This window comes from Streptomyces djakartensis (genome assembly GCF_014651075.1).
Lineage (GTDB): Bacteria > Actinomycetota > Actinomycetes > Streptomycetales > Streptomycetaceae > Streptomyces > Streptomyces djakartensis.
In genome coordinates this window covers 227,133-240,898 of sequence record NZ_BMWE01000007.1, presented here as the reverse complement: position 1 = coordinate 240,898, position 13,766 = coordinate 227,133, and the positions used below count along the sequence as shown (strand labels likewise).

Annotated in this window: 11 protein-coding genes; 3 read left to right on the top strand and 8 right to left on the bottom strand. The window is 71.8% G+C overall.

All coding sequences use genetic code 11. From position 1 onward, the window contains the following. Positions 1-55: 55 nt before the first annotated feature. A complete protein-coding gene (locus IE212_RS14440) occupies positions 56-3,529 on the bottom strand; it encodes an NACHT domain-containing protein (protein WP_190198208.1) in 3,474 nt (1,157 codons plus the stop codon). 173 nt (positions 3,530-3,702) lie between these two features. Further along, entirely contained in the window at positions 3,703-4,986 is a 1,284-nt protein-coding gene (locus tag IE212_RS14435) for an adenylosuccinate synthase (RefSeq protein WP_190198207.1), read from the bottom strand. Positions 4,987-5,170: 184 nt separating this feature from the next. Here IE212_RS14435 and IE212_RS14430 point away from each other — a divergent pair, with 184 nt between their 5' ends. After that, entirely contained in the window at positions 5,171-6,058 is an 888-nt protein-coding gene (locus IE212_RS14430; RefSeq protein WP_190198206.1) for a diacylglycerol kinase family protein, read from the top strand. A 37-nt stretch (positions 6,059-6,095) separates the two neighbouring features. On the opposite strand, the gene IE212_RS14425 is transcribed toward IE212_RS14430, so the two are convergent. The 3 genes from IE212_RS14425 to IE212_RS14415 all read right to left on the bottom strand — a co-directional run bounded on the left by IE212_RS14425 (position 6,096) and on the right by IE212_RS14415 (position 7,823). Further along, complete coding sequence (locus IE212_RS14425; RefSeq protein WP_190198205.1) at positions 6,096-6,365, bottom strand: hypothetical protein; 270 nt, start codon at positions 6,363-6,365, stop codon at positions 6,096-6,098. Positions 6,366-6,457: 92 nt separating this feature from the next. Continuing rightward, positions 6,458-7,231 carry a DUF2382 domain-containing protein gene (locus tag IE212_RS14420; RefSeq protein WP_190198204.1) on the bottom strand — a complete coding sequence of 258 codons (774 nt, stop codon included), beginning with the start codon at positions 7,229-7,231 and terminating at the stop codon, positions 6,458-6,460. Positions 7,232-7,316: 85 nt separating this feature from the next. Then, positions 7,317-7,823 (bottom strand): GbsR/MarR family transcriptional regulator, encoded by a 507-nt coding sequence (locus tag IE212_RS14415; protein WP_190198203.1) that lies wholly within the window; start codon positions 7,821-7,823, stop codon positions 7,317-7,319. 73 nt (positions 7,824-7,896) lie between these two features. Between IE212_RS14415 and IE212_RS14410 the strand changes: the two genes are divergently transcribed. Both IE212_RS14410 and IE212_RS14405 read left to right on the top strand, forming a co-directional pair. After that, positions 7,897-8,820 (top strand): ABC transporter ATP-binding protein, encoded by a 924-nt coding sequence (locus tag IE212_RS14410; RefSeq protein WP_190198202.1) that lies wholly within the window; start codon positions 7,897-7,899, stop codon positions 8,818-8,820. Further along, positions 8,817-10,415, top strand: a complete 1,599-nt coding sequence (locus tag IE212_RS14405; RefSeq protein WP_190198201.1) for an ABC transporter permease — start codon at positions 8,817-8,819, stop codon at positions 10,413-10,415. Before IE212_RS14410 ends, IE212_RS14405 begins: the two co-directional genes overlap by 4 nt. Before the next feature lie 67 nt (positions 10,416-10,482). Here the strand turns inward: IE212_RS14405 and IE212_RS14400 are convergent, their stop codons facing one another. From IE212_RS14400 to IE212_RS14390, 3 genes are all read right to left on the bottom strand, one after another. Continuing rightward, positions 10,483-11,691 carry a cytochrome P450 gene (locus IE212_RS14400; RefSeq protein ID WP_190198200.1) on the bottom strand — a complete coding sequence of 403 codons (1,209 nt, stop codon included), beginning with the start codon at positions 11,689-11,691 and terminating at the stop codon, positions 10,483-10,485. Positions 11,692-11,763: 72 nt separating this feature from the next. Next, positions 11,764-12,429 (bottom strand): response regulator, encoded by a 666-nt coding sequence (locus IE212_RS14395; RefSeq protein ID WP_190198199.1) that lies wholly within the window; start codon positions 12,427-12,429, stop codon positions 11,764-11,766. Beyond that, positions 12,426-13,766: a sensor histidine kinase gene (locus tag IE212_RS14390; RefSeq protein ID WP_190198198.1), complete on the bottom strand. Its 1,341-nt coding sequence runs from the start codon at positions 13,764-13,766 to the stop codon at positions 12,426-12,428. The genes IE212_RS14395 and IE212_RS14390 overlap by 4 nt, the downstream gene beginning before the upstream one ends.

Below are 13,766 nucleotides of genomic sequence, written 5' to 3'. Positions count from 1 at the left end.
CGTACTCCAGCGGTGCACCCGGTGGACCGAGCGTAGGGCACCGTGCGCGCCTCGGTCAGTCCTTCAACTCGTACCGCCCGCTCTGGGCGTAGACGTCGTTCACGATCTTCTGTGCCAGCGACGCGTGGTCATCGGGCACCTCCGCCCGGACCCACAGCAGGAACGCGTGGTCCTTTCCCTTTTCCAGTTCCCTGAAGCCCCAGGTCCGTTTCATCGACATCCGGTACCGGGTCCCGTCGGCGGTGGAGTCGATCGCGTAGTAGGTGCGGTCCTTCTCGGCCTCCCGCCACTCGGTGCGGCCGTGGTCCGGGACGCGGGCCAGGAAGTCGCCGGTCTCACGGCTGTCGCACGAGGACCCGCAGTACCAGGACCTGATCTCCACACGCGTCTTCGGCACCCACCCGGAACGCTCGAACTCGGGCACGCTCCGGCAGGTGTAGCCCAAGGGGTCCTTCTCGCCCCGCACCCGTTGCTCGCAGTCGAGGTGTTTGGGGGCGCGGAAGACGAAGTACGTGTACGGGAGATACCAGAGATAGGAGCGTTCCCCGGCCTCCCAGACCGCGCCGTGCAGGGAACGGCCCTGGTTCCGCGCATAGCCCGCGAAGCGGTTGTCGGTCTTGGGGACGCGCGTGCGGGGCACGTCCGCCAGGGACCGCTCGCCGGTCTTCGGCACCGCGTCGGACAGTCCGGCCCGGCGCAGGGCGTTGCGGGTGAGGATCCGCGCGACCTCCACGGTTCTGTCCCGGGTCGCGAACTCCTCGGAGTAGGTGATGACGAGGACGACGTTGTCCACGCGCACCACGAACGCGGCGGAGTACGGCGCGGTTTCCATGAACGTGGGGGGTTTGGCGAGACGCCACACCATGCGGAGCGACTGGTCACCCAGTCCGGCGTCGCGGGCCGGCAGCGCATTTTGGTCGCCGGCGTGTTCGATCTGCAACCGGGAGGCCTGCCTGCGGAAGTCGCTCCCCGCCAGATCCCGGCCGCCCCATAGGTCTTTACGGGTGTGCAGCACGGACGACACGCCCACCTGCACGTCCGGCGCGAACGGTGACTGCTCGGCGGCCTGGCAGCTCTGTGGGTCGGGCGCCCGTTTCCTGGCGTCGACGGTGATCCGCGGCAAATCGGGTGCCAGCAGGTCGCACACCGCGGGCAGGCGGGTCCTCGGCCCGGGGAGGGCCGCCATCACCCAGGGCCCCCGCACCACGGCACCGCTGACGGCGAGCAGCATGACCACCACGTACACCGCGGCCGCCCACCACGCCCACCCCCGCCCTCTCAACGCGCCCCCCACGGGCGTCACGGGCTGTGCGCGGACCGACTCGGCCGTGGCGTGTGCCGCGAGGCGGTTTCGCAGCTCCACGTGGCGGAACCGGTACACGCCCCCGCTCTGACGCAGGACGCCCCGCCGGTGCGCGTCGTCGAGGAAGGCCATCAGCCGCCGGGGCAGGTCGCCCTTCATGGCCACGTACCCCCTCGCCAAGGCGAAGCCGGCCCACGCCGACCCGGCCAGCGAACCCAGAACGCAGCCGAGGTACGCGAGTGAGAGGGTCCAGATCCAGTTCTCGAACCGGAGGATGTCCTGGCCGCCGTGTTCGTGCCAGATGAGGAGCAGCAACGGCGCCGAGAGGGCCAGCGCCGAGGAGGGCTGGATCCAGTTGCCGCGCCTGGGGTACGCGAGCCAGCCGAACCCGATCGCGGCGCGCCGGTCCGCCCGCAGCACGGCCCGCGGGGACGTGGCGACGGACGGGTCCACGGGCCGCCACAGCGGTTTCAGCACCAACCGGCACCTGCTCCACAGGACGGCCACGGTGACCACCGCGAGAAACTGCCGGTGTCCCGTCGTGCCCCGGGTCAAGGCGAGCCACCACACGGCGAAGGCCCCGCCCAGGCCGAGGAAGGCGAGCACCTGGTTCCCGCGCCGCCCCAGCGCCGCCCGCACCTCCTGCCCGTCGGGCCGTACCAGCTGCCGCGGCCCGTCGTGCCGCACCAGCCGGAACACGTGGACGAAGACGAGCAGCACCAGCGTCAGCACCACGTAGCCGCCGACGTACGACAACCCCACCCACCGGTCCCACCAGGGCGTCCCGTACTCCCCGTGGGACACCGCCATACAGCACAGGGCGAACGCCGGTGTCAGCGTCGCCGTCCGCAGCGGCCACGGCACGTCCTCCACCAGCCGCCACCACGCGAACTCGTGCTCGCCCGCCGCCTTCATCCGCGCCGCAAGGAACCCCAGCCAGGCCCGCGCTCGCTCCGGGTCCCAGCTTCCGTGCCGGTCCCGTACGTCGTGCGAGGCGCTGTAGGCGACGCTCAGGTAGGCGTCCAGCAGATGCCGCTCGATGTCCCGCCGGGTGCTGAACGCGCCGCGTTCCAGCAGTTCCTCCGGGTCGGTGCCGGGCGCGCCGTACGCCTCCCGGGCCAGGCCCGCCATCAGCGGCACGCTCAGCACCCCGCGTAACCGCCGTACCTCGGGCGAGTCGTCGTCGGAGCTCGTCAGCCGCCGCAGGACAGGGGCCCACTTGGCCTCGGCGGAGCCCGCCGGGTTCAGGTAGCGGTCCAGGGCGAGGGTGCTCAGCGGCCGCAGTGTGATCTCCGTGCGCTCGAAGACGCTGCCGTCCGGCACGTGCTGCCGGTATTCCGGCTCCCGACTGGTCAGCACGAACGGGCGGCGGCCCGCCGTACTCGCCCGGAGCTGCTCGAAGGCGTCGGCCCGCAGCTCGGCGGGGAGTTCGTCGAAGCCGTCGAGGACCGGCAGCACCCGCTGGGTCTCGATCAGGCGGCGGGCCACGTCGGTGGCGGGCGCCCCGCGCACCGGCGTACAGGCGCGGGGGTGCGCCGCCGCGATCTGCGCCGCCACCCAGCCGACGAGACCCTGCCGGGGGTCCCAGGAGGCCAGCGGAACGACGACGGCGACCGGAGCGGCCGAGCCGGGCGGGCGGGTGCGCACCAGTTCCTCGGCGAGGCGCAGGGCCAGGATGGACTTTCCGGCGCCCGCCCCGCCGAGCACCACGAGGCGGCGGGTGGGGAGCCGGGTGAAGTACGCGGCGATGGAGAGCCGGCGGTCCGGCCCGGGGCCGCCGCCGTGGACCGCCGTCCAGTCCACGTCGAGCGGATGAGGGTCGTTGACCTGTGTGAGCCGCTCATCCTGGGCGTACAGCAGGGCGAGGTCCCGGGCGAGCGCGTCGGTGGCCCGCGCGAGGTTCTGCTCCGACAGCCAGGCGGCCTCCCGGCGCCGGACGGCCGCCTCCCGGAAGCTGAGCCCGACGTACACCCCGGCCGCCAGCACCAGCAAGGCCGTTCCCGCGGGCACGGGCCCGATGCCCAGCCGCCGCAGGGTCGGCACATCCGGTGTGTACAGGAGGCAGAGCAGACCGAGCACGGCGAGCGCGCCGCACCCGACGATCCGCAGCGGCGCCCCCACCTGGAGGACGAGCCGGTCGACACGGCCCGCCATGACGACGGGGCCGTTGAACGTCCCCCCGCCGATCTCGTTCCGTACCGATGTGCCGCCCCCGTCGCGGTTCACGCCCGGTTTCCCCGTTCCCCTCCGTCGCCCCGTCCCTCGAGCACCCCTTACCCGTTTCGCCGGCACCTCAACGACAGCGCCCCGGCCCGCCGAGCGGACCGGGGCGCCACACAGGTCGGGCGGCAGAGTTTTCCGAGGCGGGCCGACCGCCGGAGCACCGGCGAACGCTTGCCCTACAGGAACGAGTTGATCTCGATCGTCTCGTCCCGGCCCGGGCCCACGCCGATCGCGGAGATCGGGGCGCCGGACATCTCCTCCAGTGCCTTCACGTACGCCTGGGCGTTCTTCGGCAGGTCGGCGAAGGACTTGGCCTTGCTGATGTCCTCGCTCCAGCCGGGCAGCATCTCGTAGACCGGCTTGGCGTGGTGGAAGTCGGTCTGGGAGTACGGGAGCTCCTCGACGCGCTTGCCGTCGATCTCGTACGCCACGCAGACCGGGATCTGCTCCCAGCCGGTGAGCACGTCGAGCTTGGTGAGGAAGAAGTCGGTCAGGCCGTTCACGCGGGTCGCGTAGCGGGCGATCACCGCGTCGAACCAGCCGCAGCGGCGGTCACGGCCGGTGGTGACACCGCGCTCGCCACCGATGCGGCGCAGCGCCTCGCCGTCCTCGTCGAAGAGCTCCGTCGGGAACGGGCCGGCGCCGACGCGGGTCGTGTAGGCCTTGAGGATGCCGATGACGCGGCTGATCTTCGTCGGGCCGACACCCGCGCCGGTGCAGGCGCCGCCCGCGGTCGGGTTGGACGAGGTGACGAAGGGGTACGTGCCGTGGTCGATGTCGAGCAGCGTGCCCTGGCCGCCCTCGAACAGGACGACCTTGTCGTCCTCCAGCGCCTGGTTGAGGACCAGGACGGTGTCGGCGACGTACGGCGCGAGCTTGTCGGCGTAGGCCAGCAGTTCCTCGACCACCTGGTCCACGGCGATGGCGCGCCGGTTGTAGAGCTTGGTGAGGATCTGGTTCTTGACGTCGAGGGCCGCCTCGACCTTCTGCGTCAGGATCGACTCGTCGTACAGGTCCTGCACGCGGATGCCCACGCGGTTGATCTTGTCGGCGTAGGTCGGGCCGATGCCGCGGCCGGTCGTGCCGATCTTGCGCTTGCCGAGGAAACGTTCGGTCACCTTGTCGACCGTGACGTTGTAAGGCGTGATGATGTGCGCGTTCCCGCTGAGCAGGAGCTTGGAGGTGTCGACACCACGCTCGTTCAGACCGCTCAGCTCGGAGAGCAGGACCGACGGGTCGACGACGACGCCGTTACCGATGACCGGCGTGCAGCCGGGAGACAGGATTCCGGAAGGGAGCAGGTGGAGGGCGTACTTCTGGTCACCCACGACCACCGTGTGGCCGGCGTTGTTGCCGCCCTGGTAGCGCACTACATAGTCCACCGAACCACCGAGCAGATCGGTGGCCTTTCCCTTGCCTTCGTCACCCCACTGAGCACCGAGCAGCACAAGTGCGGGCACGCGCGTACACCCCTTCCGGGCGGGGCATGTCCATGGTCAAGGGCGAACGCGGAGGTCTCCGCCGCGTGCACCGCGACCGCCGTTGGCCGCCAACCGTCGGACCGGATGCCCCGGAATAGACGAAGCCCCTGGCGCAATAGCGCAAGGGGCTCTTGCACAAAGATGCTACCCGAGGAAGCGAGGCATGGCCGAGGTGGCGAGTTCCGCGACGTCCGAGCAGCTGCTGGTGGTCATAGACCCGGTCGCCCGTCGGTCGGACGGCGAGTCCGTACGGATAGCGAAAGACGTGCTCGGAGGGGGTGCGGCCGTGAAGCTGTGCCTGCCGGAGGGACCGGAGGAGTTCGCGCGGGCACTGTCCCGGCGGGGCTCGCGGCGGCCGGTGGTGGTGGGTGACGACCGCGCTCTGCTCCGCGCGGTGTCGCTGCTGCACCGGCATCGGGAGCTGGCCGGATGCGCGCTGTCGCTGGTGCCGGTCGGGGGCGCGCTGTCCCTCGCCCGGTCGCTGGGCGTGCCGACGGGGACGGTGGCGGCGGCGCGGACGGTGCTCGACGGGGTCGAGCGGCGGATGGACCTGATGGTCGACGACAGCGACGGGGTGGTGCTGGACGCGCTGCGGATACCGCCGCTGCACGAGGAGGAGGACGCGGAGAGGGCCGAGCCGGTCGGCCCGGAGGCTTGGGCACGGCCCTGGCTGCGGACCTGCCAGTCCCTGGTGCGGACGCTGGTGCCGCACCCCGCCCGGGAAGCCCCGGTGGCCGGTGCCGGGCCCTCCCGGCTGCGGGTGGAGGTGGACGGGTTGACGCTGGTGGATCTGGACCAGCCGGTGGCGGCGGTGTCGGTGACGGCGGAGGGCACCGGTGCCGCGGCGGTCGAGGTGCGACCGGCGTCGGTGGGCGCGGAGGCGTCGCCGCTGCGGGCGGAGGGCCGGACCGTCACCGTGTCGGGCGCGGACTTCCGCTACCGGGCGGACGCGGTGGTGTCCGGGCCGGTGCGCAGACGGACCTGGACGGTGTGGGAAGGGGCGTGGGGGCTGACGGTGCCGACGCCGGGGGCGGCCGGGGCGGCACCGTAGCGGGGACGCGCGCGCTCGCCGCCGAGTGGGGTGCTCTTCAGCTGCCGGTGGGCGTGACGCCGAACATCAGGGTGCGGCGGCCCACGTCATAGTGCACGGTCTCGGTGTTCGCCAGCAGGTCCTGCAGGACGTCGGCGTCGTCGGCGTCTAGGGTCAGCACCTCTTCCCAGGCGCCCTCGTCGAGCACCAACTGGAGGGTGAAGGTGCCGGGGGCGCCGGGATCTCCGGCGACCCAGCTGAACTGGTAGTGGGTGAGCTGCCGGACCTTGATGCTGTCATCGGTGAGGGGCTGGGCTACCTGGGCCATGGGTCTCTCCGTTTCCGTGTCCGTGATGGCGAGGGCGGACGGGCACGGCAGCCGCGGGGCGGGTCACCGATCCGCGGCTGCCTCGAGCCCGGTCACCGGTCGCGTTCGCCGGTCTCGCCCGTCTCGCCCGTCTCGCCGGAGATCTCGGTCTCGATGCGCTCCTTGCGGACCTCGCCCTCGACCGACGCCTCCTCCACGCGCTCCTCGGTGCCGAGCCGGACGCGTTCGACCGGGACGGTCTCGGTGGTGGTGACGGGGCGTTCCTCGTGCAGGGTCACCTCGTGCTCCGCCTCGGCGATGTCCGGGCCGGACAGCGCCTCGTCCCGGTTCTCCTCGGTGATCGGCTCACGCTCGACCACGACCTCCTCGTGGCGCACGGGGACGGTCTGCTGGACTTCCTCGGTGACCACGTACTTGCGCAGCCGGGCCCGGCCGGTCGCGCGTCGCTCGACACCGACGTGCATCCGCTCCTCGGAACGGGTCATCGCGTCGTCACCGGTGCTCACCGCCTCGGTGGTGGGCCCGCCGGCCTGCTGCCAGGCGGTGTCCCAGTCGATGCCGTAGTGCTCGTAGAGGCGGTGCTCCTCGTTCTCCGAGAGGTGACCGCCGGCATCGACGTCGACGTTCGGGGCGTCCTTCACCTGGTCCTTGGCGTAGGGAACCTCGAGGTGGTCCCCCGCCACGGTCGCGTCGTGGATCGGGACGAACGACTCCTTGGTTCCGAACAGGCCGGTCCTGACGCTGACCCACTCGGGCTCTCCGGTGATGTCGTCGAAGAAGACGTGGTTGGCCTCGCCGATCTTGTTGCCGTGATCGTCGTAGACGGGATGGTCCAGGACGACGGGTATCTGCTCCCGGGTGATCATGATCACCCTCCTTCGTTCTGACTTTTTCGGCGTACAGCCCACCCGTCTAACCACCAAAAGGGGCAGCTAATCCGACAAATCGGATTTACTCGGATCCGGTGCTCCCGAAGAGCTGCTCCCGGCGGGCCCGCCAGCGCTCCATCATGGCCGCGAGCTCGCCGTCGACGAACTCGAAGAAGGCGAGCGTCTCGGCCATCCGGCGCCCCGCCGGGGTGTCGGCGCCGAGGCTCGTGACACCCTCGCGCAGGGCGCCTTCCCAGCGCTTCAGCACCGCCTCGCGGTTGGTGACGGCCTCGTACCACTGGTTGCTGTGCACCCGGTAGCGCTCCCGGCGAGAGCCGGGCTCGCGTTCCCGGGAGACCATGTGCTGCTGGGCCAGGTAGCGGACGGCGCCAGAGACCGCGGCAGGACTGATCCGCAGTTGTTCACCCAGTTCGGCGGAGGTCATCGCCCCCTCGTCGGAGGAGAGCAGCGCGGCGAAGACCCGGGCGGGCATGCGCTGCATCCCGGCCTCGACGAGCTGCGCCGCGAAGGACTCGACGAACCTCGACACCGCCTCCGCGTCCCGCGCGCTCCTGGCTGATTCCGTCATGCGATTCATCCTATCCGCGATTTATACGCTTCCTTAACTTCACAAATTTCTGAAAGGAGCGTACGTTCCGGGCATGACGAAGGCCATCACCGTCTCCGGACTGCACAAGTCCTTCGGACGGACGCACGCGCTCGACGGGCTGGCTCTGGAGGTCGCCACCGGCGAGGTCCACGGCTTCCTCGGCCCCAACGGTGCCGGCAAGTCCACCGCCATCCGGGTCCTGCTCGGCCTGCTGCGCGCCGACTCGGGCGCCGCTCGGGTGCTCGGCCGGGACCCCTGGTCCGACGCCGTGGAGGTGCACCGCCGTATCGCCTACGTCCCCGGGGACGTGACGCTGTGGCGCAACCTCTCCGGCGGCGAGGTCATCGACCTGTACGGCCGGCTGCGCGGAGGACTCGACGCGAGGCGCCGGGCGGAGCTGATCGAACGGTTCGAGCTCGACCCCACCAAGAAGGGCCGCACCTATTCCAAGGGCAACCGGCAGAAGGTCGCCCTGGTCGCCGCGTTCGCCTCGGACGTCGACCTGCTGATCCTGGACGAGCCGACCTCGGGCCTGGACCCGCTGATGGAGGAGGTCTTCCAGCGCTGCGTCATCGAGGAACGCGACCGGGGCCGCACCATCCTGCTCTCCTCCCACATCCTCAGCGAGGTCGAGGAACTCTGCGACCGGGTGAGCATCATCCGCAAGGGCCGTACGGTCGAGAGCGGATCACTGGCCGACCTGCGGCATCTGACCCGCACCAGCGTCGTCGCCGAACTCGCCGGACCGCCCGACGGGTTGTCGGGGCTCCCGGGAGTCCACGACCTCGACGTGCGGGGGCACCGGGTCCGGCTCCAGGTCGACACCGACCGGCTGGATGCCGTCCTGCGGTCGCTGAGCGAGTCGGGCGTACGGTCGCTGACGTCGACGCCGCCGACCCTGGAGGAGCTGTTCCTGAGGCACTACCAGGATGACACCGCCGACACCGCCGAGAGCGCCGAGGCGGCGGCCCGATGACGGCCTTCGCTGCGCGGCCCGGCAGCTCCCGCCCACTGGCCGGTACCGGCACGCTGTTGCGGTTCGCCCTGCGGCGGGACCGTTTGATGGTCCCGGTGTGGATCGCGGTCGACGCGCTCATGGTCCTCTCCATGCCGGGCGCCCTGGAGGGCCTGTACGGCTCTCCCGCCGAACGCGCCGACCTGATCCGGCAGATGGAGACCAACTCCTCGCTGCGCGCGATGGTCGGCCCGGTCTTCGGCGACTCGATCGGCGCCCTGACGGCGTGGCGGACCGGCGTCTACGCGGGCGCGCTGGCCGCCGTGATGAGCCTGCTGGTCGTCGTACGGCACACCCGGGACGAGGAGGAGAGCGGGCGTCAGGAGCTGGTGGCGTCCGGGATGGTGGGCCGTAGGGCCTCGCTCACTGCGGCCCTGCTGGCGGCGGCGGTCGCGAACGCGGTGCTGGCGCTGCTGGTGACGGCGGGGCTGGCCGGGCAGGGCGTGACCGGGGCGCTGGCGCTGGGGCTCGGGATCGCCGGGACCGGGATGGTCTTCGCCACGATGGCGGCGATCGTCGCGCAGCTGACGGAGAGCGCGCGGCTGGCCCGTGGTCTGACGGCGGCGGTGCTGGGCGCCGCGTTCGTGCTGCGCGCGGCGGGCGACTCGGCGACGGACGACGGGTCGTCGCCGCTGACGTGGCTGTCCCCGCTGGGGTGGCTGGAGAACCTGCGGCCATACGCGGACGAGCGCTGGTGGGTGCTGACGCCGCTCGCCGGGGCGGTCGCCGTCCAGAGCGCGGTGGCGTACGCCCTGGCCGGCCACCGGGACATCGGCATGAGCTTCCTGCCCACCCGGCCGGGCCCGGCGACCGGCCGGCTGCGCGGCGCGGGCGCCCTGGCCTGGCGGTTGCAGCGGGGCGGTGTGCTGGGCTGGAGCGCCGGCTTCCTCCTCGCCGGGGCCGTCTACGGCGGGATGGCGGAGGGCGCGGCCGACCTGGTCGGCGCCAACGAGGGCGCACGGCGGATCGTCGAGCGCATGGGCGGCCGGTCCGGCCTGACGGACGCGTTCCTGGCGTCGATGGCCGGCATGCTCGGCCTGGTCGCGGCCCTGTACATCGTGGCATCGGTGCTCCGGCTGCACGGTGAGGAGACCTCGGGCCGGGCGGAACCGGTCCTGGCGGGCGCGGTGGGGCGGCTGCGGTGGGCCGCCGGGCATCTGGTGATCGCCTTCGGCGGCTCGGCGCTCATCATGCTGCTGGCCGGCCTGGGCCTCGCCGCCGGCTACGGCGAGCAGACCGGCCCGGTCCTGGCGGCCTGCCTGGTGCAGCTCCCGGCGGTGTGGGTGATCGGCGGGGTGGCGGTGCTGCTGCACGGCGTCCTGCCCCGGGCGGCGGTGGCGGCGTGGGCTGTCGCGGGGGCGGTGCTGCTGATCGGGTGGGTGGGTCCCGCGCTGGACGTTCCGCAGGCGGTGCTGGACCTCTCGCCGTTCGGGCATCTGCCGAAGCTGCCCGGAGGGGAGATGGAGTGGGGGCCGGTGCTGGTCCTGTCGGGGCTCGCGGTGGCGCTGGTGGCCGGAGGGCTGGCGGGGTTGCGCAGGAGGGACCTGAGCACATGACAGCACTGGCAGCACTGGCAGCACTGGCAGCACTGGGCACATGACCGCACCTCGGTCCGGGTAGTGCTCACCCCACCTCGACGGCCAGTCCCTCCAGTCCTCTGATCACGAAGTTCGGTTTCCTCTCGGGTTCTGCGGCGAGGCGCAGGGTCGGCGCCCTCTCCAGCAACGCCGCCATCGAAGCGGCCAGTTCCATACGGGCCAGGGGGGCGCCGATGCAGTAGTGGATGCCGGCGCTGAAGGAGATGTGGGGGTTGCCGACGCGGGTGAGGTCGAGGCGGTCCGGGTCGGTGAAGACCTCCGGGTCGTGGTTGGCGGAGCCGAAGAGCAGGGCGACCTCCGCGCCGCGCGGGATCGTCGTTCCGGCGATCTCGATCTCGTCAAGGACCCAGCGCTCGAAGAGCTGCAGCGGTGTGTCGTAGCGCATCAGCTCCTCGATCGCGGAGGGGACGAGCGTGTGGTCCGCGCGCAGCAGGTCCAGCTGGGACGGGTTGCGGAACAGGGCGTACCAGCCGTTGACCGTGGCGTTCACCGTGGCCTCGTGCCCGGCGTTCAGCAGGAGGACCGCCGTCGAGATCATCTCCTGCTCGGTGAGGCGGTCGCCCTCGTCGTGGGCGGCGATGAGGCCCGAGATGAGGTCCTCGCCCGGCTCCTCGCGGCGGGCCGCGATCAGTTCGCGCAGGTACTCGGAGAACTCGACCGAGGCCCGGACCGCCTTCGCCGCCGTCTCCCCGGACGGGTTCAGCTCGTACATGCCGCAGATGTCCGCCGACCAGGGGCGCAGCGGGGCACGGTCGGACTCCGGGATGCCGAGCATCTCGGCGATCACCGCGACGGGGAGGGGCTCGGCGACGTCCTTCAGCAGGTCGCCGCCGCCGGCCGAGACCAGCTTGGACACCAGTTCGTCCGCCAGCTCCCGCACGTACGGCTTCAGCCGCTCCACCGTGCGCGGCGTGAACGCCTTGGACACCAGGCGGCGGATCCGGGTGTGGTCCGGCGGCTCCAGGTCGAGCATCCCGTGGTCGTTGAGCGTGTGGAACGGCTCGTGCTCCGGCGGGGGCGCGGTGCGGCCGAACTCCTCGTGTGTGAAGCGGTGCTGGTAGGTGCGTCCGAGGCGCCGGTCGCGCAGCAGCGCCGAGACGTCCGCGTGGTGCGGGACGAGCCACTGGTTCGTGGGCTCGAAGCAGTGCACGCGGCCCTGGGCACGCAGCTCGGCGTAGGCGGGGTACGGGTCGGCGAGGAAGGCCGGGTCCCATGGGTCGAATGCGGCAGCCATGGCGGGACGCTAGCCGCAGACCCCCCTCGCTGACCAGGGGTGACGACAGGTCGGCGAGGGCGGGCGTCCCCGCTAGCCCGGTGTCACCAGCCGCGCCTCGTACGCGAACACCGCCGCCTGCGTCCGGTCCCGCAGCCCCAGCTTCACCAGGATCCGGCTGACATGCGTCTTGATCGTCGACTCGGCGACCACCAGCCGCTCGGCGATCTCCGCGTTCGACAGGCCCTGCGCGATGAGGACCAGCACCTCCGTCTCCCGCTCGGTGAGATCGCCGTACGCCGCCTGCGCGGAGGGCATCATGCGCGGCGTCTCGGACAGTTTGGAGAACTCGGTGATCAGGCGTCTGGTCACCGAGGGCGCCAGGAGCGCCTCCCCGGAGGCCACCACGCGCACGCCGTCGGCGAGCTGGCGGGCCGAGGCGTCCTTGAGGAGGAAGCCGGAGGCTCCCGCGCGCAGCGCCTGGTACACGTACTCGTCGAGGTCGAAGGTGGTGAGCACCAGCACCTTCGCCGCCCCGTCGGCGGCGACGATCTCGCGGGTCGCCTCGATGCCGTTCAGCTCGGGCATCCGGATGTCCATCAGCACGACGTCCGGGGCGAGTTCGCGGACCTTGGCGACGGCCTCCCGGCCGTTCACCGCCTCGCCGGCGACCTCGATGTCCGGCATCGCGTTCAGCAGGACCGAGAAGCCCTCGCGCACCATCATCTGGTCGTCCGCGATCAGTACGCGAATGGTCATGCGGCATCCTCGTCCGGCAGGGGGACCGGCAGGAACACCGTCACCTCGTAGCCTCCGTCGTCCGTACGGCCCGCCGTCATCTCGCCGTTCAGCATCGTCACGCGCTCCCGCATGCCGGTGACGCCGTGTCCGGCGCCGGGTGAGGGCTTGACGAGGCCGGGGTTGGGCGGCGGGCCGTTGACTATGCGCAGCCCCAGGCCGCCGAGCACGTACCCGATCTCGACCCGGGCGGTCGCGCCCGGTGCGTGCCGCAGGGTGTTGCTCAGGGCCTCCTGCACGATGCGGTACGCCGACAGCTCCACGCCCTGCGGCAGCTCACGCACCGCGCCGATCGCCACCTTCTCGACGCTCAGGCCCGCGTCCCGCACGTTGGCCAGCAGCCCGTCCAGGTCGGCGAGCGTCGGCTGCGGGGCGTCCGGGACCTCGTAGTCCTCGGCGCGGACCACGCCCAGCACACGGCGCAGCTCGGTGAGGGCCGCCACCGCGTTCTCCCGGATGGTGGCGAAGGCCTTCTCCAGCTCCGGCGGCGGGTTCTCCACCCGGTAGGGCGCGGCCTCCGCCTGGATGGCGACCACCGACATGTGGTGGGCGACGACGTCGTGCAGCTCGCGGGCGATCGTGGTGCGCTCCTCCAGCAGCGTGCGGCGGGAGCGCTCGTGCGCGGTGACCGTCTGCTGGGCGGTGACCTCCTGTACGGCGTCCCGGCGGATGTGCCAGACGGTGACGCAGAGCAGGATCATGGCCGAGACGACCAGCATGGGGGCGGAGTTGGAGCCGTAGAGGTAGGTCGGGCCGACGCCGCTGTCCGCGATCAGGGCGTACAGGGCCGTCAGCGCCCACATCCACCCGGCCGTACGCGGCCTGGTGCGCATGGCCACGACCGTCAGCACGGTCAGATGGCAGACGAAGCTGCCGGCGGCCCACGGCCATTCGCCCCAGTTGCTGCCGAGCATGACCGCCAGCGGCGTGGAAGCCATGGACGCCCAGAACGCCGCGACCGGACGGATCATGGTCAGCAGGACGGGGATCACCGTCACGGGGCCGACCAGGAGCACGTGGCCGTCTGTGTCGGCGCCGGTGATGAGCAGCGTGATCAGGGCGGCCACGGCTATCAGCGCGTGCGGCGTCCAGGTCGCGTACTCCCGCAGGCGGCCGGGCAGCCGCCGGATGATCCGCCCGTCCGTGCTCCTGCGCGGCAGCGGCCGGTAGGCGAACGCGTCGTGGATCAGGTCCTGTCGCAGTCGGCGCAGGGAGTCCACGGCCACCCGGTACTCCGGGCTGCGCGGCTTGGTCCCGGGCCCCGGCGGCGTGGTCTGGATGTGAGTCGTCTCGGTCAC

Coding starts and splice junctions, on each gene's coding strand:
- IE212_RS14400 (WP_190198200.1), bottom strand. CDS start 11,691: ATGGCTGCCGCATTCGACCCATGGGACCCGGCCTTCCTCGCCGACCCG.
- IE212_RS14425 (WP_190198205.1), bottom strand. CDS start 6,365: ATGGCCCAGGTAGCCCAGCCCCTCACCGATGACAGCATCAAGGTCCGG.
- IE212_RS14410 (WP_190198202.1), top strand. CDS start 7,897: ATGACGAAGGCCATCACCGTCTCCGGACTGCACAAGTCCTTCGGACGG.
- IE212_RS14420 (WP_190198204.1), bottom strand. CDS start 7,231: ATGATCACCCGGGAGCAGATACCCGTCGTCCTGGACCATCCCGTCTAC.
- IE212_RS14415 (WP_190198203.1), bottom strand. CDS start 7,823: ATGACGGAATCAGCCAGGAGCGCGCGGGACGCGGAGGCGGTGTCGAGG.
- IE212_RS14395 (WP_190198199.1), bottom strand. CDS start 12,429: ATGACCATTCGCGTACTGATCGCGGACGACCAGATGATGGTGCGCGAG.
- IE212_RS14430 (WP_190198206.1), top strand. CDS start 5,171: ATGGCCGAGGTGGCGAGTTCCGCGACGTCCGAGCAGCTGCTGGTGGTC.
- IE212_RS14405 (WP_190198201.1), top strand. CDS start 8,817: ATGACGGCCTTCGCTGCGCGGCCCGGCAGCTCCCGCCCACTGGCCGGT.